We start from the raw sequence: 25,472 nt of genomic DNA, 5'->3' as shown, positions 1-25,472 counted from the left end.
CTCACTGACAAACCGTATTTCAGCCTTTTATTTGACAGTCAAAAGTACGACTCATCCGACAAGCGGCAAATGAGAATGATTTGCATTTGTAATTTTTATAATGCTAATTTATTCCTCGTTGCACTGAGCGAGTAATAGCAAAACAAGCGGTAAAGCTCCTGTTCGGCAGCACAAAAGAATGATTCATAAAGTAACAGTAGAGAGGTCCACTCATCTACTCATCCATCAGTCGATGGTGGCTGCAACCGTTTTAATAGGAATTCAAGGAGGCGTAAGTGACTACCCCAAAAAAGGAAACTGATCGTACGATTTACGATCTACTCGGCATTGGCATAGGCCCATTTAATCTAGGACTGGCGGCTCTATGTGAACCTCTTAATAACTTCAGCTGTTTATTTTTAGATACTAAAACCGAGTTTGATTGGCACCCGGGTATGCTGATCAACTCCTCTCGATTACAAACACCTTTTATGTCCGATTTGGTCACTATGGCCGATCCGACAAGTCGTTTTAGTTATCTTAACTTTGCCAAACAAACAGGCCGACTCTATTCCTTTTATATCCGTGAAAACTTCTTTCTCCCAAGGCATGAATATAACCAATATTGCCAATGGGTTAGTACACAACTATCCAATCTGAGATTCAGTTTTAAGGTCACACAATTAGATTACAACGCCGGTGAAGGCATCTACCATGTTACGGGAGTAGATAGACGCAGTGGTAAACCCCACACTTATCTCTGCCGCAAACTGGTATTAGGTACTGGCACGACTCCCTATCTACCCGATAATTGCCCAATTCAAGACCCGCGTGTCATGCACAGCGCCAGCTATATCCGGCAAAAAGCCTACTTGCAAAGCCAAAGTGCTATCACAGTGATTGGCAGTGGCCAAAGTGCTGCGGAAATCTTTTACGATCTTCTACAAGATATTGAAATATATGGTTATCAATTAAATTGGATGACCCGCTCGCCACGCTTTTATCCGCTGGAATACACCAAACTCACCCTAGAGATGACCTCGCCAGATTATGTTGATTATTTCCACGAGCTGTCGCCGGAAAAACGCCATCACTTAATCGCAGAGCAAAAGTCACTCTACAAGGGGATCAATGCCGAGCTAATCAACGATATTTATGACCTCCTTTACCAAAAGCGTTTAGTCAGCGATATCCAATGCCAGCTGCTGACTAACGTGGCACTGACAGCAATCGACACCTCGGGCGACAAGCTGACACTCAAGTTCAACCACCTCGAGCAAGAATATGCCTTCGAGCAACTGACAGGTGCCGTCGTCTTAGGCACTGGCTATCAATATCGTTTACCTGATTTTATTCAAGGAATTAAATCACAAATCGAATTTGATGATCGTGGCCAACTCGCCATCCAGCGTGACTATGGCATCGATGTCAGAGGCGATATTTTTATCCAAAATGCGGGCCTACATACCCATGGCATTAGTTCACCCGATTTGGGTATGGGCTGCTATCGCAATGCCATCATTCTGCAAGCGGTTTTAGGTTACGCCCCCTATCCGATTGAAACGCGGATCGCCTTCCAAACCTTTGACCCCAACAACATCAACGACGCGAAAAACCAACCCGTCGAAAGCAACACTCACTCAGCGGTTGCGTCTTCTAAGCCTTGTCAGGAGTTAAATCCGTCAGCCAAGCCCACGCAACAACCCAGTAATGAGCCACAAACCGTGCTACGGATAAGCCCTTCTGGTGGCAGTACATCGGCCTTAATGGCACCGAATAAGGAGGCACTGTAATGGCCAGCCAATGGAGCCAACGCTGTTTAGATTTGCTCTCAAAACAGATTGTAATCAATGAGTTTGTGCTTAAACCACTGAACCTTGAGCAAGACATTGCCATGCTGCAATCATGGCTTAACCAAGACTATGCCAAGTTTTGGGGCATGCAGGGGATGAGTCTTGATGCACTTGCTCAAGCGATGGCGCCAAGCGAGCACAAGCTCTCGCTGATCGGTGAATGGCAAACCAAACCGCTGTTTATGGTGGAGTTATACGATCCCTCCCATGACGAAATTGGCCTGCACTATCAGGTTAAGCCGCTCGATTGCGGTATGCATTTAATCCTTGCGCCGATTGAAGGCAAACCCGTTCATGGCTTATCCCGCCAAGTGATGGAGGCTATCGCCCAACTTGTCCTTGAAACCCTCGCGTTTACGCGACTGGTAGTCGAGCCAGATCAGCAAAATCACAAAATTCACCGCTTAAATTGCCAGATTGGGATCCGCTACCAAAAAGCCATCCAACTCAGTACCAAAGCTGCGTTTTTAGGTTTTTGCAGTGCCCAAAGCCGCCAGACGGCAACTCAAGCCGCCCCCCAATTGCCGAGTAAAAATCGTCCTGTTACCCAGTCACTTTTAACCTTATCACTTTGTAGGTGAACCGATGAACTTAGCCACTAACGCCTTATTACTCAAACGATGCGCCCAAACCGAGTTGCCGAATATCGAGGCCTTACCCTCTTACGCCCATGTGCCCGTCCATTTAACGCCCCAACATTGGCAGGCAGCCAATCGCCATTTAGTGAAAAAAATCCTCTGTGAGTTTACCCATGAGAAGCTCATCACCCCACAGATTTACGCCCAAGGCGCAAAGGTAAATCACTATGAGCTCAGGTTAAATCACTGCACGTATTACTTTAGCGCGCGCCATTATCAGCTCGACCACCTTGATATCGCGACAGATTCTATCCGAGTCACCAGTGCGGGCACTGAAAGACCCCTCGATGCCATGAGGCTGATAATCAGCTTAAAAAATGTGCTTGGCATCAGTGAAACCCTGTTGCCCACTTATCTTGAAGAAATCACCAGCACCCTCTACAGCAAGGCCTACAAGTTGGCCCATCAAGCCATCCCCGCCGCTACACTCGCTAAGGCCGATTATCAAACTATTGAGGCGGGCATGACCGAGGGGCATCCGGTGTTTATTGCCAACAATGGCCGCATTGGTTTTGATATGCAGGACTATTACCAATTTGCCCCCGAGAGTGCCAGCGCGCTTCAGCTAGTGTGGATTGCGGTGCGTAAGGACAAAACCACCTTCTCCTCCCTCGAAGGATTAGACCATGATACCTTGCTAAAACAGGAGCTTGGTGAACAGTTCACCGAGTTTCAACAACACTTAAGCGCACTGGGGCAAGCGGCCAATAGCTTTTATTTTATGCCCGTTCATCCGTGGCAATGGCGCGAAAAGATTGCCCGCACCTTTGCCGGCGAAATCGCCCGCGGCGACATTATTTACCTTGGCCAAAGCCAAGATTGCTACCAAGTTCAGCAATCGATCCGCACCTTCTTTAACTTAAGTGCGCCGCAAAAATGCTACGTCAAAACCGCGCTTTCTATCTTAAATATGGGCTTTATGCGCGGGCTTTCGCCGCTGTATATGAGCTGCACCCCGCAGATCAACGCTTGGGTAGCCAACCTTATCGAAAGCGACAGCTATTTTGCCGAGCAAGGTTTTGTGATCCTCAAAGAAATCGCCGCGATTGGTTATCACCACAGGTATTACGAAGAGGCACTCACCCAAGATAGCGCCTATAAGAAAATGCTGTCGGCGCTATGGCGTGAGAGCCCACTACCGCATATTGAGCCACAGCAAACCCTGATGACCATGGCAGCGCTATTACACATAGATCATCAAGAACAGGCACTTATTACTGCGCTAATTGAGCACTCAGGCTTAAGCGCCAAGGAGTGGGTCAAGCGCTATCTCAAGCTCTACTTATCGCCGCTACTGCACGCTTTCTTTGCCTATGATCTGGTGTTTATGCCCCATGGCGAGAACCTGATTTTAGTGCTTGATGCCGGTATCCCAGTCAAAATATTGATGAAGGATATCGGCGAAGAAGTCGCAGTACTCAACGGTAGCGAGCCACTACCTAAAGAGGTGCAACGCCTGGCGGTCGAGCTTGAAGAAGAGATGAAGCTCAACTATATCTTGCTCGATATTTTTGACTGTATTTTCCGTTACTTAGCGCCAATTCTGGATAAGCAAACCGCGGTGAGCGAAGCGCTATTTTGGGAGTTGGTGGCAGACAATGTACGCGACTATCAAGCGCAGCATCCGCAGTTGGCGGACAAGTTTGCACAATACGATCTCTTTAAAGACAGCTTCGTCCGCACTTGCCTGAATCGCATTCAGCTTAATAACAACCAGCAGATGATTGACCTTGCCGACCGAGAAAAAAATCTACGCTTTGCGGGCGGACTTGATAATCCGCTGGCCGCCTTCAGGCAAAGCCATGCCATTGGCTCAGCAAATAAGAAGCTAAAACCCTAAAGCATTTTCAACCTTGAGTGGGCCTGCGCCCACCCTGGGCACTCATCTGTGCCCAAAAACAACCTAGTCAATCAAACCGCCAAAATGGAATTTAAGATCATTATTATGAAAACCTTCGCCCTCAACCGACTCGCTGCTCACTGCCAACTCGCCATCACACGCCCAGAGCTTATCCTCTGCTCAGCCATACTCAGCATGCCCTATGCTTATGCAGATACTAGCGATACCCAGAAAAAATCCACCAAAGACATTGAAATTATTAATGTCGTTGGTGCTAAGGATCTCCACGATAAGCGCTACAAAACCCCAGCGATGAACACGGCAACAGGCCTAGATTTGTCTTATTTAGAGACGCCGCAATCCGTCACCTCGGTCACTCGCCAAATGATGCAAGATCAGCAGTTAAACAGTGTGATTGAAGCTATGACCAGCGTTGCCGGTATCAATGCCCGGCCGATGGATAACGACAGATACAGCATCAGCTCGCGCGGGATTGCGGTCACCAGCATTCTGTACGATGGCGTGCCAACCACCTATGACACCCGTTTTAACTACGGCGATAACCTTATCGATACCGCCATCTACGAGCGGGTGGAGATTGTCCGTGGCGCCACAGGGTTAATGACAGGTGCGGGTAATCCCTCGGCCGCAATTAACCTTATTCGTAAACGCCCAACGCAAGAATTTATGGGCAGCACTTCAGTGAGTGTCGGCTCATGGAACAATCTGCGTGGCATGGTCGATTTATCCAGCGGCTTAAACGACAGTGGCAACATTCGCGGTCGTGTTGTCGCCGCCTATCAGGATAAAGAATCCTTCCAAGACAGATACCAGCAGCAACGCACCACCCTCTATGGCATTGTTGAAACCGATATTAGCGACAGCACACTGATGACCTTAGGAGTCGATTATCAAGACACCACGCCCGAAGCCACTATGTCCGGCGGTCTGCCGCTGTTCCACAGTGATGGCAGCCGTACAAATTACGATCGCGCTACCTCCACGGCCCCCGATTGGGCCTCGGCGCATACCCAAGGGCTCAATACCTTCGCCAGCCTTGAACATCGTTTTGATAACGGTTGGGAGCTAAAAGGCACCTACAGTTATGGCGATAACTCACTGGAATATAATGTGCTGTGGGCTACGGGTTATCCAGATCCTGTGACCAATCTTGGTGCAACCGCAGGTTCCATCGCCTATATTGACGGTAGCCGAACCCAACATAACCTAGACCTACGGGCGCAGGGAATGTTTGCCCTGTTTGGCCAAGAACATCAGCTCACTTTTGGCTGGACGGGTCAGCGCCAAGAGTTTGCCAACCCTTACTATTATCCTACGGCCGCAGTGCCGCCCTTGGGAGATTTTCGCGATCCCAACTTCCAATATCCAAAACCTCAGTGGAAGGAGACTCACACCACGGGCTCCTTCGGCGAAACCGAGCAAAGCGCCGCCTATGTGGCCACGCAGCTTAATCTGACCGATGCCTTGGCATTGCTCGCAGGGCTGCGCCTTAATCAGTGGCAAACCGACCAAGATAACTTTGGCAGCATGTATGACTTTAAGGTCGACAATGAGCTCACCACCTATTTTGGCTTGACCTACGCTCTGGGCGAGCAATACTCGCTTTACGCCAGTTATACGGATATTTTCGCGCCGCAAACCTTGCAGCGCATCGATGCCAGTTACATCGACCCCGTCAAAGGCAAAAACTACGAAGCGGGCATTAAAGCCAGCTTAATGGATGAAAGCTTAGATATGTCGTTGTCGGTATTTGAAATTCGCCAAGACAATGTTGGTGAACGCACCGGAGATGTACTGCCAGGCACCACTATCCCAGTGTATCGAGAGGTTAACGGCACTAAAACCCAAGGCTTTGAGTTTGAATCCACAGGCAAAATCACCGATGACTGGAATATCTACTTCGGCTACACCCAATTCAGTACCGATGATCCTAAGGGCAATCGCATCAACACCACTTCCCCTCGCCAGCAGCTAAAACTCTTTACCACTTATACCTTTAGCGGCGATTGGAACAAGTTGCAGCTTGGCGCTGGGGTCAATTGGCAAAGCCGAGTCTATCAAACCGTGAACTCGCCCTTAGGCAGAGTCGAGGTTGAGCAAGACTCCTACGCATTAGCAAGCTTAATGGCAAGTTATGCCTTTACCGAGCAGCTAAAGCTAAGCGCCAATGTGCACAACGCCTTAGATAAAACCTATTACAGCCAAGTGGGGCAATATAGCCAGTTCCAATATGGCACCCCGCGCAGCATGAGCGTGAATTTGGATTATCGCTTCTAACAGGCTGTCGATAACCAGCTGTTCATCAATGAAAACTGCGGTGAGTAGGCTCACCGCAGTTTAATCAATTCAAGCCAAAGGAGTGATTATGGCGCGCCAAAGGGAAACGCTACCGACCTTAGCCAAGCTTTCCAGAGGAACTCAACCTGATCATACCAAGCAGTGTCATCACAAACCCTCACAGAGTGTAGGCACTGTAGGCGGCGCGCAAACAACCGACTTAACAGCGCTAAGCCCTGCGGATTTAACTCAAGTCGCCAAAGCGTTTAATCAACGACTGGCGCTGCGTGCCCCATTTTATGCCCAGCATTTTGTGGCAACCACTAAGCCCCAAGGACTCAATATTGATACTTGGAGTCAGCCAGCCGTGTATCAATCGCTATTACTGGATTTTGCCAAGGCCTATCCTCCTTTAGCAAAAACCATATCTTCCATCCCGACAGAAAATATACCCGAGCAGATTTTGCTCAGCCATAGCCATAATTCCAAAGCCCTGCACTCGCTCTGGGGACAGTGGTATTTCGGTCTGTTAGTGCCCCCCATGTTGGAATGGATTATTAACGCGCCGCACTCGCTCGCGAGCACGATTGAGCAAATTGAGCTGATTGATATAGCGCCTGAGCATTTTTATCTTCGGCCCCACAATTCGGGCAGAGTCGCAGGTTTTGAGTTTCAATTAACACCCACTCCTAAGGTGAAAACCGCCATAGTGAAAGCCGCCATAGTTAAATCCACGGTCGTAACGCCACCCCGCGAGCGACAACTTATTAAGTGGATTCAAAGCCATCTAATCCCTAGCGTTGAGCGATTAACCGGTCTAAGCCCAACTCCCGCAAAGCTGTATTGGAGCCATTTAGGCTACCTTATTCACTGGTATTTAGGCGAAATGGCATTGCCAGAAATTGAATTTGAGCACCTCAAGGCGCTGCTATTTAACACAACATCCTTTGACGATGGCGAGGTTAATCCACTCTATAACAGCATTAATCTGCTACCCGCCCTAGTTGCTGACGTGGGCAATATTCGCCGCGTGTGCTGCTTAAGGTATCAACTCACGAATAGTCATCGCTGCGGCGATTGCCCGTTAGCTACGCGCGCCCAAGCAAAATGTGCTGCTCACGCTTAGCCTTATCGGTCGCAGCTCGCAGACTTGATGGACTATATGGATTACAACAGCCGTTGCCGCCGCTTTCATGCAACAGTTAGCAATCGGTCACCTTTCACGGCTTTTTCCCTCTAGCCCCCCGTGCTACACTCAAGCCCACGTCTTCTTAACACGATTATTTATGAAACAACTGCTTGATTTTTTGCCACTCGTTATCTTTTTTGCCGTCTATAAATTTTTCGATATTTATATCGCCAGTGGCGCCTTAATCGCAGCCACCGCACTGCAATTAGTCGTGACCTATGCGCTGTATAAAAAATTGGAGAAGATGCACCTGATTACCTTCGCTATGGTGACAGTGTTTGGCACCCTCACCTTAGTGTTCCATGATGATGCCTTTATCAAGTGGAAAGTCACTATTATTTATGCATTATTTGCCCTAGCCCTTGGCGTGAGCCAACTACTCGACAAGTCGATTTTAAAGTCCATGTTGGGTAAAGAGATGAAGGTGGCCGATAAGATTTGGGCACATGTAACTTGGTACTGGGTAAGCTTTTTTGCCATCTGTGGCCTAGTCAATATCTATGTCGCCTTTAGTCTGCCATTAGAAACTTGGGTGAATTTTAAAGTGTTTGGCCTCACCGCCTTAACCCTGATTAATACCGTAATCACCGTCTTTTACCTTTATAAACATCTTCCCGAAGATCAACGCAAGGAACTCAAATAATGTGGTATATGATTTCAGCTCAAGATGTTGAGAACAGCTTAGAAAAACGTTTAGCAGCACGCCCTGCACATTTAGCACGCTTACAGGAACTGGCCGATGAAGGTCGCCTGCTCGTTGCCGGTCCACACCCGGCTATCGATAGCGAAAATCCAGGTGATGCAGGGTTTAGCGGCTCATTAGTGGTTGCAGATTTCGATTCGTTAGCCACAGCTCAAGCCTGGGCAGATGCCGATCCTTACTTCGCGGCGGGCGTATATCAAAGCGTTGTGGTTAAACCCTTCAAACGAGTTCTGCCTTAATGAAAATCGTTTCTTTCAATATCAATGGATTGCGTTCTCGCCTGCATCAATTGCAAGCGTTAATCGACAGCCATCAGCCCGATATTATCGGTCTGCAAGAAACCAAAGTGCACGATGAAGCCTTCCCGCTCGCCGAAGTTGAGGCCATGGGTTATCACGTGCATTACCACGGTGGCAAGGCACACTATGGCGTTGCCATGCTCTCCAAAGTCGCCCCACTTAAGGTGCAAAAGGGCTTTGCAACCGATGAAGAAGATGCCCAGCGCCGCATGATTATCGGCACCTTTGCTCAGGCAAATGGCCGTCCGCTAACTGTGCTGAATGGTTATTTCCCTCAGGGCGAAAGCATTGACCATCCGACTAAGTACCCTGCTAAGCGTAAGTTTTATCAGGACTTAATGGCGCATTTGCACGCTAATCATAGCAACGATGAAGATATCGCCATTATCGGGGATATCAATATTTCGCCCATCGATTTGGATATCGGCATCGGTGAAGTCAACCGCAAGCGTTGGCTAAAAACCGGAAAATGTAGCTTCCAACCCGAAGAGCGTGAATGGCTCAAAACCCTGCAAGATTGGGGACTGGTGGATACCTTCCGTCAACTGCACCCCGACCGCAGCGAGCGTTATTCATGGTTCGATTACCGCAGCAAAGGCTTCGATGATAACCGCGGCCTACGCATCGATGTGATCTTAGCTACGCCGTCACTGGCCGCGCGTTTAATCGAATCCGACGTCGATTACGATCTGCGCGGCATCGATAAACCCTCAGATCACGCGCCAATTTGGAGCTCCTTTAAAGAAGCCTAACTCGCTTGAGTGTCTACTTTAATCGATATAAAAAACATCGGCCTAAGCCGATGTTTTTGTTTGTCATTAAAATATAATCTCCGATTAATGATTGAGTGATTACATTTGATCATCGACATACTGAGATTAACCTGACACAGAAATTTGAACGGCCTCTTGGATTTCTATGTTTTATTTTCTGGTGATAGTGACGATTGTGAGGCCTTATCAATGAAGGGAGAGCGAAATTTGTCACTTAACGTTGTAAAAGAAAGCGTTAAAATTACACCATTAGAAAAATAGAAGATTTGTACAATAAAAATTTCAAAAGCGCTGTACGCCGCAACACCTTCAAACAATGAAATTGACAAGCTGATTAAACTTAGAATTGCAAATATATTCCTCGCTATCAGGTTAAAACTTAGCATAATTAAAGCCGCAACCTGCAAAGGACCAATTATGGACAATTTAAGCCAATGCGGAATTTGTGAATTAAAACCGTGCCATTCCATCGCATTGACGATGTCACTATGATACTCCCAACCACCAGTCATATAGTTCAAGAAGAAACTAGCAAAGCAAAGAATGATAATTGATATTCTATAGATTGTTTCAGACTGCATCTAAACTCCATTTCGCAATAAGAAAATAAATCCTGCCATCCGTATTAGCTCAACAACATAATGCACTTTCTGTTCTTCTACAACCTGCACAGGCCAAAGTAGCTTGGATGAGCGTCATCAAAAGTCGCAGGACCTTATCTGAGGAAAAATCGAGCTAATGCTTTAGAAAAAAATTGAGACTGACATAGCCTCAAGGTCGCACGTGAGCCTTTAGCTTTCTATCTCGACAACGTTACTCACCCTATTACCTTTGAATAGCAAAACGACTGTGGGTATAAGTTTTTTGGCCAAATGTACAGTCAATTTACAGTTAAACTAAATGAACAATATTGTCTAATTTTAAGAATATAAAAATGGCGGTACATCAGATGTAACCGCCATGTTTATTTGACTATTACGCTTCGCCAAGGGAGCGAGATTCAGCTTCAAAGCTAATGAGGACTCATAGAGCTAATCCACATAAAAGCAACCACTTAGCTAGTGCGGTACTGTTTAAGGATCCCTTCGAGTTCAACCGAGGCATGTTGCAAATCATGTGCTAGGGTGACACTGCGCTGTGCTGTTTGTTTAATGGTATCGGATTGATGACGGATCTCATTAAGCTGGCCAGCAATATCGCGAGCGGCAACGCTTTGTTCTTCCGCCGATGCAGCAATTTGGCTACTCATATCAAAGACGGCATTTACCGATTGCGCCATCCCTTCAACATCGTTACCCACTTCAACAATGGCACTGCGGCCTTCATCGGCGCGGTCCACAATCTCGGTGGTGATATTGGAGAGCTGACGAGTGCCCGATTGCAATCCTTCGATCATCGCTTGGATCTCAACTGTCGCTTGTTGAGTACGTCCCGCTAAGGTACGCACTTCATCGGCAACCACCGCAAAACCGCGACCTTGCTCACCTGCGCGCGCCGCTTCAATGGCCGCATTCAGCGCCAGCAAGTTAGTCTGCCCAGAAATACTATTGATGGTTGTCACTACCGCATCAATAGCCGCCGCATCCTTAGATAATTGTTCTACCGATGAAAAGGCTGCACCAATTTTGGTTGAGAGCAAACCAATACTGTCCACCGTATGGCTAATACGCCCTTGGTTGGCACTCATTTGGCTGGCGTTATCTTTAGTCTGTAGTGAAGTGTTACTGGCATTAACCGACACTTCTTCAATCGCCGAAGTCATTTGCGCCATGGCCACAGCCACTGAATCTAAAAATTGATGCTGGGCACCAATTAACTCACCGCTGATTTTTGCTTGCTGATTAAACTCATCGGCAGCGAGGGAAAGTGTTTGGGCATTATTGCGGATAGCGCTCACCATTTCGCTCATGTTATCGGCACAGCGGTCAATTTCGCGGGCGATTAAGCTGAAGTCATCAGTACCGAAAAAGTTTAATCTGAAACTTAAGTCGCCATCGGCTAAGCGTTTGATGGCCATGTACATATCCCACAGACCACCGCCGAGGGAAGTTGAAATCCAATAGCTTAATTGGAATAAGGGCAATAAACCGATTAATGCAAGCCAAAACATCAAATTAGCATCGCTGCGGCCATCACTTTCCCATTCGGACACATTTTGCGACAGTGCGAGCGCGCTGCCAGATGCCACCGTGGCGCTGGCGGTAACATTATCCCTTTGGCGCTGCGCCTCAGTTTGGCGAGAGACAACACTCAGCCCATTGTCTCGGGCAAATTGTGATAATGCATCGCCCTGCAACTGTTGCGCATTTGCGACTTGGGCAAAGGTATCAACCGTCGCCTGAACTCGAGCCAAAGAGGCTGCTTCTAGGTTGCGGTGAGCATGTTGGTAATTGATAAGTGCGATGGTAGCCGTGATTAACGCCACCATAGAACAGACAATCCAAAATTTGCCGTTAAGACTGAACTTGATCAATATGGCATCAATGGTGCGAAACTGGATTTGTTTCATCTTGATATTTCCTAAGACCTAAAGCTATCGGGTACTAAATCAGCATTATAGCTCATCTATTCGATCACTCAGTTACCGCATGGCTATCATGCGAACACAAAAGTGATGGAAGATTAATCGGCACTGGCGATTTCAGAACCTGTTGATGCTGACCATTTTTGGCGAAGAGTGATTAACTGCGCCGTCAATAAGCTCATGCAAAAACCTAACAGGGCGCCTAACACTAAAGGCGGCACAATATTGGCCACATCCCCAGCCATAGCAAAGGTAATACAACAGCCGATAAAGGCACCGGGAATAAAACTGAGTTTTTGATAACTGGCCTGTAGGCACATTGCCGAGGTAGCGATACCCGTAAACAGATAACCCGCCACAGGCGATACGAAAAAACTGCTACCGCTGATAATGAGCCAAGCCCAAAACACACCGGAGAGATTGGTGCACCACGCCATCATCACGCCTTGAAAACCGGCCTTCGGCTGAGCAAAAAACGTGCTACAACCTAAAAAGCCAATCCAAGTAACAAGATGAAAAGTATCTGCGATACCACACCATATTGCGGCTAATAGCCCCGCAGAAATAGCGACCTGCCAACGATTTTCCATGATGACCCCTTTATTGTTTTCACGGAAGTTAACTACTCAAATGCGCTCAAGGTGCGGCTGTATTATGGTGTTATAGCGCCCTTCACTTCCGTGTCGATCAATTTTTAGTAGGGATCTGCAATCGAAAACTGACTCACAGGCCGACTAGTAACCGATTCAAATGAATGTGTACGCGAGTCCGCATACCTTAGGTCACTTGAGTAAACATATTGGTTAAATTACCTCTATTCTGGTAACAAAAACCTGATCTATTGCTAATTTTCGGCATTAATGCCCGTAAATTTGCTAACAAGCAATTTATTTGTGGTAAAAAAACGAAAAAAGCGCTTATTAGGCGCTTTTTTGCTCACTCAGGTGTCGTTTACAACATCACACCTTTAACTGTTTATTAACCGGCAGGTCTCGGATCCTAAGGCCTGTTGCGGCAAATATCGCATTGGTCAGACTAGGCGCCACCGGCGGTACGCCGGGCTCACCCACACCCGCAGGTGGTGCATCCGAGTCGATAATGATGATCTCCATCTCGGGCACTTGGGGTAGACGTAGCAAGGGATAATCATGGAAGTTAGACTGCATCACCTTACCCTGCTGGTAACTGATCTCACCCATTAGCGCCAAGCTTAAACCAAATACTATCGCGCCTTCGGTCTGTGCTTTCACCCTATCGGGGTTAACCACAGTACCAGCATCAATCGCGGCAATGGCATTCAGCACTTTAAGCTGCTTATCCTCACCGACCTCAACTCGTATCGCCACCGCCACCACACTCACAAAACTGCGATGCACGGCAAAGCCCCAACCTTGATGTTTACCCGCTTTAGGCGCCTTAGCCTGAGCTTGTTCAACCGCCTCAATTACCTTGAGATAACGGCCAACATCGACGGGATGACGATTTAAGTCTTCACCATAGTTACCATATTTAAAGCCTTGGTTCTCAAAGGTCTCTCGCCTTGCTTGCCCCAGCAAGCTACGCCACATATCGGGGCAAGATAACTTGGCTTTATGGGCCATTTCATCGACAAAACTGCCCACGCCAAACCCGTGTTGGATGTTACATACCGAGCGCATCCAACCAATACGGCTATGGGCGCTGGCCTTTACAGCCTCATAGCGTAAATTTGCCAGAGCAAAGGGCACATCGACAAAACCTAAGTCCAACTCACCGCCGGATGGATACTCGACGCCCTCGGCAAAGGTGGAGCTGATCGACGGGAAGCCCGTACGCGCTAATAGCGCCGTCGGTTTGTTGTTGGCATCGAACAAGGCCTGATAACACTGGGCACTGATGGCATGGTAATAACCGTTTTGGATCTCATCCTCACGGCTCCAACTCACCTTCACCGGCCGTTTAAATTGCTTAGAGAGTAGCGCCGCCTCCACACTGAAATCTGGTTTGGACTTGCGCCCAAAGCCGCCGCCCAGAAGCGTGACATTCACTTTCACCGCATCCTCGGCGATACCTAAGGCCGCGGCCACATTTTGCTGGGTACTCTGCGGTGTTTGTGTCGATGCCCAAATTTCACAGCCCTTCTCGGTCACATTGGCGGTGGCCACAGGCGGCTCAATGGAGGAATGGATAAGATAAGGCACGGTATAAATCGCCTTGAGGGTATCATCCTTCGGCCAGGTTTTGACCTCATCACCAACTTGACGTACCACCTTGCCAGGGGCTTGTACCTTGTCCACCAGCTCTTGCAGATAGGTTTTAGAATCGTGGCTACTGTTGGCAGACTCAGTCCAGCTCACTTGCAAGGCTTTACGTCCCTGCAGCGCGCTCCAAGTATTTGTCGCCACCACAGCTACGCCGCCTAAGGCTTGAAAAGCGGGCGCGCCCTTGGGCGTTGGCAAACGGTACACATCGACCACGCCCGCTACGTTGCGCGCAGCACTATCGTCAAGACTTGCCACATCGCTCCCCAATACGGGTGGGCGCATAATGCTGGCATAAAGCATGTTATCCACTTGGATATCATAACCATAGATAGCCTTTCCCGTGAGCATGGCCTGCATATCGACTATCTGACGCGAAGCCCCTATTTGCTTGAAATCCTTAACCGCCTTTAATCGCAGCGAATCAGCCGCAGGCAGTGGTAACGCCGCCGCATCGAGGGCTAATTCGCCAAAGCTGGCAGAACGGCCAGATTTGGCATGCAGCACTTGATGATCTTTAGCCTGCACTTCACTCACAGGGACTTTCCAGCGGGCTGCTGCGGCTTGCTCAAGCATGGTTCGAGCCATCGCGCCCATCTCACGCATGCGATCATAGTTTTCGCGGATACTGCGACTACCATCGGTATTTTGGCTGGCGTAGCGTTTATCGGCGAGCCCTTGAATAGGCACAATTTTATCCCAATCAGCCTCTAGCTCTTCGGACAAAATTTGCAAAATCCCCGTGCGGATCCCCTGACCCATTTCGGAGCGGTGGCAGGTCAAATAGACCTTGTCGTCCTCACCGATGGCGATAAACAGATTGAGCCGCGCCTGTTGGTCCTGTGCCAATGCCATTGGACTCCAACTGAGGCCACTGGCACCAAGGGCGAGACCGCCCCCGACGGCGCCGAAGAGTTTTAACACATCGCGGCGACTGATATTTTCAACTGCGGTGAATGTACTCATCTTAGCCCTCCTGTTTGGCATAGCTTTGCAGCGCCGCTTTTATCCGAGGATAGGTACCGCAGCGACACAAATTACCCGACATCGCAGCATCGATTTGTTCCGCCGATGGTTTTGGATGCTGAGTGACTAAAGCCGCTGCTGACATTAATTGCCCCGCCTGACAATAACCACACTGAGGCACATTGTGTTCGGCCCAAGCATTTTTAAGCTTTTGATTACTCAGCCCTTCGATCGTAGTCAGTTGTTTACCCTGCACCTGGGATAAGCTGGTTAAACAGGCGCGCACAGGCTGACCATCTACATGCACGGTACAAGCGCCACAGAGTCCGGCGCCGCAGCCATATTTAGTGCCCGTTAAGCCTAAAATATCCCGTAACGCCCAGAGGATAGGCATATTGGGATCCGCATTTAAGGTAAAGGATCTGCCATTAATGGTCAGGTTTAGGGAAGGCATCGCAAGGCTCTGGTCCTGTGCCGCCTCCGAGGATGGTATTGCCATAACTCACTCCTTAAGTGCCAACCACGACGCAAGATCGGCTTTAGTATCAATATCAATCGCGGCATGGGGCAAAGGAACAGCCACTAACTCACCCACATTTGCCAGTTGTTTTAAGATGGATTTGGCGCCGCGATCGCCAGTCAAATCCGTTAATAAATCGAATATTGAGGCATTAAAAATAGCAGGGGCGCCTAATTCATCCAACGTCCCTTGTTCATCCAACGTCCCTTGTCCATTCAACATCTCAGCTTCGTTCGTATAAAGAGCGGCCACAGATTGTTGACTCGTCTGCCAAGTCTCAATCACCTGCCGATAGTCTTCAAATGTCAGCGCGACTTGATCCGCTAAGGTGAGTAACATGCCATCAAACTGCTGCGCTTTTGCAAAGTCCGCCGCAACTCGCAGAGACGACGCCAAACCTGTTTGCCAATTAGGATTATCAAGCAACGTCAGTTTTAGCGCTCCGAGAGCGTCAAGTTGCGGACGCAATAATGTTTGATGGGCACCAAGCACTACCAACAGTTCTGCAGTGACTTGATTAGATGCTCCCATTACTAATGGAGCCGAGGTGAAGCGAGCCAAACGGTCGATATGGCGTTGTAAGATACTATGCCTTTGCCCCTCACTCGCCGCTGTTGATAAACGTTGTGCCAGCTTCGCCCCCTGAAAGCGCCGACTCTCGCCTGCCGCGAGCACAGCAATGAGCAATCTTTGCCTGATGCGCATTAAGGCATCATTCCATCGAGCGAGGAAAATGCCGCGCCATGAAGCACCCCATGGCATTGGGCCAAGATACTCAAGGCAATGGCGCTCGGTAACTCGCCACCAAGAGCAAGCCCCGCAGGTGCCGAGAAAAAGCCACTAAACGACTCAGTATTGAGTTCGGCCATCGCCAGCACTTTATCCCGCCGATGAGCGGGCCCCAAGAGTGCAACATATTTAAGATCAAAAGGTTGAATAGCTTTGAGCGCCGCCGCATCCAAATTCAGGTGATGGTGCATGACCACGGCGCAATCTAATTGCGCGACAAGCGCTTCGGCATCATTAAGGCTTTGCTTGACGATATGGGCATGGGGAAAGTCGGCACTTCTCGCGTAGGCGGTTCGCGTATCAAACACGCTCACCTGCCAACCTAAACTGTGGGCAATCGCTGCCACAGGTTTAGCATCTATTCCTCCACCAAAAATCCCTAAATGAAATCGTGGTCTGAGTGGGATGATAAGCGCCTCCCCTTCAGGCTGGCTGAGTATGCCCGCCTTTGGAAAGTCCGCCGTAGGAAAAGGGGCACTTTGCGCCGGATAAAACTGTGCAGCGTAACTGCGAGCATCGCTGCCCGCAGGCACTAAGGGCAATTGATAGTAGCCCGACAGCCCCTTGCGAAACGCTTGTACTATGTCCACTAGCCCAAGATCATGATTTTCTTTAAGCAGAGGGATCAACATGATATCGACTTTACCACCACAACCTAGGCGGTAGCTGGCATCGGATTCATCGGTCGCATCATAGGTGATACAAGTAATCTGTTGCGATTGCATGGCTTGCTGCGCATGACGGCGAAGATCGGCCTCTAAACAGCCACCACTTAATATCCCTGCGCCTTGGCCAAACTCGTGGAATATCATCATGGCGCCGGGTTTACGGTAGGACGAGCCTTGGATATGGGTAATCACCGCCAGCACCCATGAATCATCCGCGAGGGGCAACCAATGTTCTAATAAGTCTTCCATTTGGTGATCCATCGACATTGACTCCCTCTCTATTTCGCTAACTTAGGGACACATTTAATGCATCCACGATTGAAATCAGCGTAACTGATTAAAAAATTATCTTTATGTAGAACAAGCTAACAAAGGAAAATTGAATTTAAAAGGGCAAAAGCGGGGAAACACAAAATAGCTAAAGGATAAAGCTGACATCCCTGTCAACAAGTGGGAGATAGCCTTGTACTAAGGGTTAAAACTGATACTCTCCAGCCTTAGTTCGTAGTGCTTGGGATTGATTATCTAAGCTAATAGAGGTGAATTCGATTTGCTCAATAATTTGTGACACTTCGCGGGAATTATCACGGATCACCATAAGACTGGTGGCAATATCCTTAGACACCAGAGATTGCTCTTCGGTTGATGCCGCTACTTGGGTATTAATCCCATGAATCGCCGCAGTGCTATGGCGAATATCATCAAAAACCGTCACGATACGTTGCAATTCACCTGAGGCTTTTTTCATTAAGTTAGCCGCTTGGGTGACTGAGCTGCCCACCTGATTGGTGCGATTTTGTAAACTGGCAACAATATCATCAATTTCCTTGGTAGAATCTTGAGTGCGCTGTGCGAGTGAACGCACTTCATCGGCTACCACCGCAAAACCACGCCCTTGCTCACCCGCCCTCGCCGCCTCAATGGCGGCATTGAGTGCCAATAAGTTAGTTTGCTCAGCAATCGCTTTAATCACACTTAATACATTACTGACTTGAGTGCTCTCATTCACCAAATGCTGCATCGAATCTTGGGTGGTCGTAAATTCACTTTCGAGCACCGCCATCGCATTCAATGCCTCTGAAACCGTATCCTGACCAACGCCCACATGGGTCTCATTTTCCGCTGCCCGAATTTCGGCGTTCGAGGTGCTCTCACTAACATGCACTAAGGTGGTCGTCATTTCTTCCATCGCGCTCGCACTGGCATCGAGCTCTTTGGCGACTCGGTTTGAGCTTTGACGGGAAACTTGAATCGAAGCTTTGGTTTGTTTAGCGAGATCTGCCACCTCCTTCGCAATACTGTCCGTCGTCGCTAATGAACTGGCTAGAGATGAAATGAATAAATTAATTTGGCTAACAATTTCCCCAATTTCACCCTGAGTCGAAACTGAGATCCTACGGGCAAGATTTTTAGACCTTTGAATATCAAGTAATTCGCGACAGGTTTGTACGAGTGGAGTCACAATCCTACTTTTAACAATAATAAAGCCGCCAACGGCAACTAAAATCACCAAAAAGAGTACAAACTGCGAACCATTGAGTGCCATATTTAAAGAATCCAATCGATTACTCACCTCACCCTCAGTGCGTTTATCCAAGGCGGTAAAAAACTGATCGATCGGCTGCATAATCTTGGCTTTTTCACTATGATATTGATCGCTATGTAGTAATTCCCTCGCCATCGCGAGATTCGGCTCACCTTTAATGCTGTAGGTTTGGGTATTTGGGTCGATAAAAATTCCTTTCACCGCGTTCATCGCCTTGACCTCAAGGGCGACTAAAGCATCAGAATTTTGCTGTGCCTGCTCGAGATAATGGAACTCCTCATCGGAAAACCCCAAAGCCTTCATTTGGCTTTTGATGGCCACTCTGGCGCCATCTGGCTTAGGTTTATCGCCATAACTGAGCACCAAATCCCAATAAATCTGGTGATATTTTTCCGGCCTAGGTTTTTCACCGTTACGAATGGCCAGAATATCCATATACATTTTTTCGTACTTTTCATCCCCAGTCACCGCATAGGTACGGGCGAGTCTGGTCAAATCATCAGAACTTTGCCGAAGTTCATCAGCAATTTGGTAGGATTGATAGCGAATATTCGCAGCATCATTAAAGAGTTCAATCTTAGATTTGACATTAAAACTCAGCACCGCCGTAATCACTGCACTAGCGACGATTGTGGAAAAAACAACACTCATCATCGTTTTTGTATTCATAGTTACCCCGATAGACACCTACAACGTTAGCTTTAAGTCTAGTCAGTAAAATGTAGCTAAAACGTAAAAAAACAGAATTTTGATGAAATAATACACAGAGTTACGAGCGATTCTCAGTTGCGTAAATAACCGATACTTGGTTTAGGTCAAAATATAATGCTTAAAAATAGATAGTTGCGGATAAATCTAACTAAAAAGACCCAAGATGTGTGTCAAGCAGAGATGAGGTCTGCAGGTTTAATCAGGCACAGTAAATATGAATTGTACCTGATTAGAACTCGCATTTTGGCTGATATTAAGTCAATCGACGCAGTGTTATGCAACTTAGAGCAGTAACTGATCAGCCACAAAGGGATTATGTTCACGCTCTTCGCCAAAGGTAGACATAGGTCCGTGGCCAGGAATAAATTCCACGTCAGCGCCTAAAGGCCAGAGTTTAGAGGTGATTGAATGGATCAAGCTTTGATGATTTGACTGAGGAAAATCAGTACGGCCAATCGAGCTTCTAAAGAGAATATCTCCGACCCATGCAAGCTTGGATGAGGCCGAATAAAACGCCACATGTCCTGGTGTATGGCCAGGGCAATGCAGCACAGTCAAACTTTGCTCGCCTACGGTGACGGTATCGCCATCACACAGGTATTGATCGGGTTCAAAGGCATCACAGTGGGGAAAACCAAAGTTTTGACTCTGTTTAGGCAGATTTTGAATCCAAAACTTATCCGCCTCATGTGGACCAACGATGGGTACATTCGTTTGTTGTGCTAATAACTTAGCACCGCCAACATGATCAATATGACCATGAGTGAGTAACACTTTTTCAAGGGTCAGCCCTAATTTAGTGACTTCACCTAAAATACGGTCAACGTTCCCTCCCGGATCGACAACCGCTGCATGCTTAGTTTTTTCACACCAGATCAAGCTGCAATTCTGCTGGAAAGGTGTCACAGGAATAATTTGGTACTTCATAGCTTCAATCTCGTGTTATCCATAGCCGATAGATTACGCTAAGAGGGTTATCATGGCTCAATTTTTTATAATAAAAATTGATCTCAACCAAAGGCTAATCAAATAATCCTAACTTGCGACAACAGGGCTTTTGTATACAATCTGCCATAAATAACAAGCCTAGCCCTTAAGGTCAATTGATGAAACCCGATATGATGCTCGCTAGTGTTTTCGCCAAGAAACACACATTTACTTTGCCACTCAACTACCAACAACCCATTGGTGAGCAGATTACTGTGTTTGCGAGAGAACTTTGCGCCATTGAAAATAAAGATAAAAAATTACCCTATATCGTCTTTTTCCAAGGAGGTCCTGGCTTTGCCGCTATGCGGCCCGCCAGCAATAGCGGCTGGATCCGTCGAGCACTCAAAGAGTTTAGAGTCTTATTGCTCGATCAACGGGGCACAGGCCTTTCTAGCCCCATCAATTATCAGAGCCTCAGTCACTTACCCCCTGAGCAACAGGCCGAATACTTAAGCCATTTTAGAGCCGACAATATCGTCCGTGACGCCGAATCCATTCGCACCCAGCTCTGCCCCGCCGACAAGTGGGCTATCCTCGGTCAAAGCTTTGGTGGTTTCTGCGTGCTGCACTACTTAAGTGCTGCGCCTCAGGGCGTAAGTGAAGCCTATATCACAGGTGGTATTCCTTCCCTCACGCGCAGCAGTGATGAGGTTTATCAAGCCACCTATCAGCGCGTACTCGCCAAGAATAAGGACTTCTTCCAGCGCTTCCACGATGCGCAGCATCTGGTGACTCGCCTCGCCAAACATTTACTCGAACATCCAGTGCAGTTAGCCACGGGTGAACGCCTCACGGTTGAAATGCTGCAACTGCTTGGCATTAATTTAGGCATGGAGCAAGGCCCTGAGTCAGTCTACTATTTACTTGAACAGGCCCTAGTGCACTCGCCCCAAGGTGATTATGTCAACCCGCTGTTTTTAAATCATTTCTGCCAATTACTCGACTATAACACCAACCCAATTTTTGCCCTGTTACACGAGGCCATCTACTGCCAACACAGTGCGTCACAGTGGTCTGCCCATAGGGTACGGGAGCAGTATCCGGCCTTTAACTATCAAGTGGGTAAGCCTTTCCTGTTTACTGGCGAGATGATTTACCCTTGGATGTTTGAACAATTTAGCCATTTAGCGCCACTTAAAGCCGCAGCCAATATTCTTGCCCATAAAACGGACTGGCCAGCGCTATACAATCTTGAGCAGCTCAGCCAAAACCGCGTCCCAGTTGCGGCCGCGATTTATAGCGAAGATATGTATGTAGAGATGGATTTCAGCCTAGAAACCGCCAAACAGGTAGCGCACCTAAAGTATTGGTTAACCTCAGAATATGAACACAATGGTATTCGAATGGATGGCGAGCGGATCTTAGATAAGCTTATCAGTCTCAACCGCGGTGAACTCTTAAGATAAATGTTAATTTTAAGGGTTAATTAAGTAAAAGCTGTCATTGTGTGCAGGCTCCTCATCCAAATGAGTGATTTTGGCTACAACGTTCAACGACCTATTTTCCGTGAGAGTAATCCGAGTTGGATTACTCTTTTTTTTGCTGAAAAAATGCACTCAACAAAGTTGAGTGCATGACAATAATCGTCAAAATACAGGGGAGCGGGTGTTTAACGAGGATGAAATTAACGTTTCATTTGAGGATAAGTAAACTCATGGCATTGATTGCAATAGACTTTACTTTCTTTGTGTTCCTGATGGCAGTAAGTACAAGGCAGATCAGTACCATAGTGCAGACTGTTATGGGGATTCGGCTCAACCGAATGACCCGCATCCGCAGGGCGCGCAGTCAACTTAGCCACGTCCTCGGGTGAACCATGACAACGACTGCAAGTCGCAGCATCGGGAACGGTTTTGCGTTTTGCATCACCGTGGCATGCCGCACAATCGACTTTACCATCGGCTCCAGTCATTACCTCTTTATGGTAATCCTTGATATTCATTGCATTAGCAGCCATAGGTGCTGCCAGTATGGCACCGAGTAATAGAATAAATACGGGTTTTAACATCAGAGTCTTCCTAGGCGGGGCATGGTGCCCCGCATCGGCGCTGCCCGCCCCCGTTAACCCGCCATCACAGAAGGTATAGAGTCATCAGGCTTGGGCGGTCGCTTTGCTCGTTCGCCGTCTAGGGACGGTCGGTTTAGCTGTTGTGGATGTGGAAGATGCTGCGGCTGAATTTCTAGCATTTCCTTTTTTAGCGCCCGTTCCGGCTTTTTTCCCGCCAGCAGCGCCTCTGGTTCCCGCTTTTCGATAGACGGACTTTTTAGCTGCTCGCTTAAAACCCTGTCCTTTTAAGCCATTGAGGGCTGAGGGTAATTGGGCGCCCGCATTTTCGATTAAGTGATTTAGCGTCCCCAGCAGTGGCTGCATAAATCCTTGATAAGAGATTTCCTTATGGCAGATGCCATTTAGGCTTGCCTCCCACAGCGCCGTCATATCGGGCGTGGTGGCACTAAGGGGTAAGCTATTGATTAAACCTTTACCCACCTCAGTTGCCACAATCGACTTTCCCAGACGCTGAATAAATCCCCGTTTAAATAGCAGTTCAATAATGCCTGCGCGGGTCGCTTCCGTCCCTAAGCCATCGGTTTCCTTTAAAATTTTGCGGATCTCGGGGTCAGTCACATAACGATTAATCCCCGTCATGGCGCTCAGCAAGGTCGCATCGGTAAAGGCTTTGGGGGGCTGAGTTTGCTTCTCGACCAATTCACCGTGGTTGCAGTGAAGGATTTGTCCTAGGGCTAAAGGCGGTAAAATGCCACAAAACACCTCATCTTCTGCATCCTTATCGGTACTTTTATCATCAGTATTTTTAAGCGATTCTCGCCCCATAGACTCTTTATGTTCATCAGCTTCCCGTGCAAACAGTTGTTTCCAACCTAGGGATTTATCCTGTCTAGCCTTCGTTTTAAAGAGACCACCTTCAATCGTCACTTCGACCGCCGTTTCACTGTAGCAATAGGCGGGGTAAAACTGCGCCAAATACTGGCGGGCAATATGTAGATAAAGCTGCCTTTCCCGCTGGCTTAAACTGCCTAAATTGGGCTGTTTTTCCGTTGGAATAATGGCGTGGTGGGCATCGACTTTTTTATCATCCCACGCCTTAGATTTAAGCCGAGGATTCGGCGCCTCAGCGTGTGCGACTAACTCGGGCGCCCCCCCCATAATGGCCGCTAATACACTGCTTGCTAGACCATGTTGCTCTGTAGGTAAATAACGGCTGTCAGAGCGCGGGTAGGTAATCAGCTTATGGCGCTCATATAAACTCTGGCAGGTATCGAGCACGTCCTTAGCGCTCATCCCAAACCGCTTGGCTGCATCAATTTGCAGTGCCGATAAGCTGTAGGGTAATGGCGGATTCTGCTGTTTATCCTTAGTGCTTAACTGGGTCACTTTGGCGGGTTTATCGGTGATCCGACGCACCACATTTTGTGCTAAGCCCTTAGCAAGCACTCGCCCTTCTTCGTCCATATAAGGTAAACAGGCTTCACTGGGTTGCCACTTCGCAGTGAAAGATTGTTGTTTATCCGTTACTAAATGCGCTAAGACTTCATAAAAGGGTTTAGATTGAAATCGCGCGATTTCCTCATCGCGGCGCACGATAAGCCCAAGGAGCGGGGTTTGCACTCGACCGACGGATAGCACGCCCTGATAGCCGACCTTTTTCCCTTGGATGGTGTAGGCCCGTGTCATATTCATGCCATAGAGCCAATCGGCACGGCTCCGGGCAAGTGCAGAAGTAGACAAAGGAATAAACTCACGGTTACTACGAAGTTGCGACAAGGCACGTTTCACCGCCTGCGGGTTTAAGTCGCTGATAAGGAGTCGCTGCGTTTGCTGTAATTTATCGCCCGTCACGCCCAAATAGGCGATTACTTCATCAACCAATAATTGCCCTTCTCTGTCTGGATCACCCGCATTCACTAAGGTATCGGCCTGTTTTACTAGCTTTTTAAGTACAGTGAGTTGGCTACGGGTCGCGACCTTAGGTTTAAGCTGCCACTTCTCGGGCACTATGGGTAAATGCTCAAACTTCCACGATTTGAACTCGGGGTTATAGGCATCGGGCTCGGCCTGTTCAAGCAAATGCCCAACACACCAAGACACGCAGTTTCCTTGGGCGTCTTCAATAAACCCGTCACCTTTTTTGTGGGGTTTTGGTAGCACATCGGCGATTGCGCGCCCAAGACTTGGTTTTTCAGCAATATAGAGGATCATATCTACATTAAACACTGGATATAATTACAGTGTAATTTAGCCCAAAGCAGACAATAGTGCAAACAGCCTTCTTTAGCTCAAGAGCCAATTTAGCTCGTTAAGCTCTAACTGAACACTAAAGCTGTGTAAATTTAGTTGAGAATAATTCTCATCTAAATTTATTATTCCTTCCATCACTTAAAGAGAAATCAGGAAAAAGAGATGAATACACTGACACTGACCTTGCCCTATCATGCTAAACCCGCATTTAAACCAGCATTAGTATTAAGATTCAATCAATTAATGCTATTTCATAGCCTCTTATTACTGGCATTAAGTCTGCTTTGTGGGATGGGTCTTGAAACATTAAATCTTGAGGTTCCGTTCCTCTCTTGGGCTTTTATCCTGTTTCTACCTGTAGCTGTAAGTCTATCTTTGCTATTAAAACATCGCGTTAGCCGCCGTAGCCTGGCATGGCTCTTTGGACTGTGGATGCTGTTATGGCTGGTAATTTAAGCCAAGTTTTCTTTGCCTTGCACAAATACCGTCCCCGCTATCCACTGTGGCTGAGTTAATAGTCTCAATCAATTCGCCTTATCTCCCCCGCTTTTCTCAATGATTCAAGTTGCTAGATTACAAATCTCAATGCAGCAGAGATAACACGCTGCAAAATAAAGCTCCTCAGTAACCCCATCAAATAAAGAACGTTAAATTATCAAATATTTAACAACCTTAGCTATGAAGTAAC

General features: G+C 47.8%; 21 protein-coding genes. 10 read left to right on the top strand and 11 right to left on the bottom strand.

Annotated elements, in window-relative coordinates; genetic code table 11:
• The first annotated feature begins 275 nt into the window (after nt 1-275).
• The 8 genes from AEA42_RS21170 to xthA all read left to right on the top strand — a co-directional run bounded on the left by AEA42_RS21170 (nt 276) and on the right by xthA (nt 9,551).
• Nucleotides 276-1,772, top strand: a complete 1,497-nt coding sequence (locus AEA42_RS21170; RefSeq protein WP_055648771.1) for a SidA/IucD/PvdA family monooxygenase — start codon at nt 276-278, stop codon at nt 1,770-1,772.
• Nucleotides 1,772-2,413, top strand: coding sequence for a GNAT family N-acetyltransferase (locus AEA42_RS21165; protein ID WP_050991358.1), 642 nt, complete (start codon nt 1,772-1,774; stop codon nt 2,411-2,413). The genes AEA42_RS21170 and AEA42_RS21165 overlap by 1 nt, the downstream gene beginning before the upstream one ends.
• A gap of 4 nt (nt 2,414-2,417) precedes the next feature.
• A complete protein-coding gene (locus AEA42_RS21160) occupies nt 2,418-4,310 on the top strand; it encodes an IucA/IucC family siderophore biosynthesis protein (protein ID WP_055648770.1) in 1,893 nt (630 codons plus the stop codon).
• A gap of 84 nt (nt 4,311-4,394) precedes the next feature.
• Nucleotides 4,395-6,608 carry a TonB-dependent siderophore receptor gene (locus AEA42_RS21155; RefSeq protein WP_055648785.1) on the top strand — a complete coding sequence of 738 codons (2,214 nt, stop codon included), beginning with the start codon at nt 4,395-4,397 and terminating at the stop codon, nt 6,606-6,608.
• A gap of 88 nt (nt 6,609-6,696) precedes the next feature.
• Nucleotides 6,697-7,734: a siderophore-iron reductase FhuF gene (fhuF, locus tag AEA42_RS21150; protein ID WP_055648769.1), complete on the top strand. Its 1,038-nt coding sequence runs from the start codon at nt 6,697-6,699 to the stop codon at nt 7,732-7,734.
• A gap of 160 nt (nt 7,735-7,894) precedes the next feature.
• Complete coding sequence (locus AEA42_RS21145) at nt 7,895-8,440, top strand: septation protein A (protein ID WP_037428627.1); 546 nt, start codon at nt 7,895-7,897, stop codon at nt 8,438-8,440.
• Nucleotides 8,440-8,739, top strand: coding sequence for a YciI family protein (locus AEA42_RS21140; protein ID WP_011072939.1), 300 nt, complete (start codon nt 8,440-8,442; stop codon nt 8,737-8,739). Before AEA42_RS21145 ends, AEA42_RS21140 begins: the two co-directional genes overlap by 1 nt.
• The gene (xthA, locus tag AEA42_RS21135; protein ID WP_055648768.1) at nt 8,739-9,551 is read left to right on the top strand and encodes an exodeoxyribonuclease III; all 813 of its coding nucleotides are present in this window, start codon (nt 8,739-8,741) and stop codon (nt 9,549-9,551) included. The genes AEA42_RS21140 and xthA overlap by 1 nt, the downstream gene beginning before the upstream one ends.
• A 164-nt stretch (nt 9,552-9,715) precedes the next feature.
• On the opposite strand, the gene AEA42_RS21130 is transcribed toward xthA, so the two are convergent.
• The 9 genes from AEA42_RS21130 to AEA42_RS21090 all read right to left on the bottom strand — a co-directional run bounded on the left by AEA42_RS21130 (nt 9,716) and on the right by AEA42_RS21090 (nt 20,463).
• The gene (locus AEA42_RS21130) at nt 9,716-10,153 is read right to left on the bottom strand and encodes a hypothetical protein (protein WP_037431528.1); all 438 of its coding nucleotides are present in this window, start codon (nt 10,151-10,153) and stop codon (nt 9,716-9,718) included.
• A 473-nt stretch (nt 10,154-10,626) separates the two neighbouring features.
• Nucleotides 10,627-12,081: a methyl-accepting chemotaxis protein gene (locus AEA42_RS21125; RefSeq protein WP_055648767.1), complete on the bottom strand. Its 1,455-nt coding sequence runs from the start codon at nt 12,079-12,081 to the stop codon at nt 10,627-10,629.
• A gap of 113 nt (nt 12,082-12,194) precedes the next feature.
• Entirely contained in the window at nt 12,195-12,686 is a 492-nt protein-coding gene (locus AEA42_RS21120) for a DUF1097 domain-containing protein (protein WP_037420065.1), read from the bottom strand.
• Between the two features lie 369 nt (nt 12,687-13,055).
• A complete protein-coding gene (locus AEA42_RS21115) occupies nt 13,056-15,302 on the bottom strand; it encodes a molybdopterin cofactor-binding domain-containing protein (protein WP_055648766.1) in 2,247 nt (748 codons plus the stop codon).
• A gap of 1 nt (nt 15,303) precedes the next feature.
• Nucleotides 15,304-15,801, bottom strand: coding sequence for a (2Fe-2S)-binding protein (locus tag AEA42_RS21110; RefSeq protein WP_037431089.1), 498 nt, complete (start codon nt 15,799-15,801; stop codon nt 15,304-15,306).
• 3 nt (nt 15,802-15,804) lie between these two features.
• Nucleotides 15,805-16,527, bottom strand: coding sequence for a nucleotidyltransferase family protein (locus tag AEA42_RS21105; RefSeq protein WP_037431091.1), 723 nt, complete (start codon nt 16,525-16,527; stop codon nt 15,805-15,807).
• Nucleotides 16,527-17,540 carry an XdhC/CoxI family protein gene (locus tag AEA42_RS21100; protein WP_055648765.1) on the bottom strand — a complete coding sequence of 338 codons (1,014 nt, stop codon included), beginning with the start codon at nt 17,538-17,540 and terminating at the stop codon, nt 16,527-16,529. Before AEA42_RS21100 ends, AEA42_RS21105 begins: the two co-directional genes overlap by 1 nt.
• A 214-nt stretch (nt 17,541-17,754) precedes the next feature.
• On the bottom strand, nt 17,755-19,494 hold the full coding sequence (locus AEA42_RS21095; protein ID WP_055648764.1) for a methyl-accepting chemotaxis protein: 1,740 nt from the start codon (nt 19,492-19,494) through the stop codon (nt 17,755-17,757).
• A gap of 324 nt (nt 19,495-19,818) precedes the next feature.
• Nucleotides 19,819-20,463 carry an MBL fold metallo-hydrolase gene (locus AEA42_RS21090; RefSeq protein ID WP_055648763.1) on the bottom strand — a complete coding sequence of 215 codons (645 nt, stop codon included), beginning with the start codon at nt 20,461-20,463 and terminating at the stop codon, nt 19,819-19,821.
• 179 nt (nt 20,464-20,642) lie between these two features.
• Between AEA42_RS21090 and AEA42_RS21085 the strand changes: the two genes are divergently transcribed.
• Complete coding sequence (locus tag AEA42_RS21085) at nt 20,643-21,932, top strand: alpha/beta fold hydrolase (RefSeq protein WP_055648762.1); 1,290 nt, start codon at nt 20,643-20,645, stop codon at nt 21,930-21,932.
• Nucleotides 21,933-22,150: 218 nt separating this feature from the next.
• Here AEA42_RS21085 and AEA42_RS21080 read toward each other — a convergent pair whose 3' ends face one another.
• Nucleotides 22,151-22,534 (bottom strand): cytochrome c3 family protein, encoded by a 384-nt coding sequence (locus AEA42_RS21080; RefSeq protein WP_055648761.1) that lies wholly within the window; start codon nt 22,532-22,534, stop codon nt 22,151-22,153.
• An 84-nt stretch (nt 22,535-22,618) separates the two neighbouring features.
• Nucleotides 22,619-24,745, bottom strand: a complete 2,127-nt coding sequence (locus tag AEA42_RS21075; protein WP_055648760.1) for a DNA topoisomerase III — start codon at nt 24,743-24,745, stop codon at nt 22,619-22,621.
• A gap of 201 nt (nt 24,746-24,946) precedes the next feature.
• On the opposite strand from AEA42_RS21075, the gene AEA42_RS21070 reads away from it, so the two are divergent.
• A complete protein-coding gene (locus AEA42_RS21070) occupies nt 24,947-25,240 on the top strand; it encodes a hypothetical protein (RefSeq protein WP_055648759.1) in 294 nt (97 codons plus the stop codon).
• Nucleotides 25,241-25,472: the final 232 nt, after the last annotated feature.

Origin of the sequence: Shewanella sp. Sh95 (assembly GCF_001308045.1) — a bacterium.
GTDB lineage: Bacteria > Pseudomonadota > Gammaproteobacteria > Enterobacterales > Shewanellaceae > Shewanella > Shewanella xiamenensis.
The sequence above is the reverse complement of the archived record's forward strand: the minus strand, read 5'-3'. Positions and strand labels throughout refer to the sequence as shown.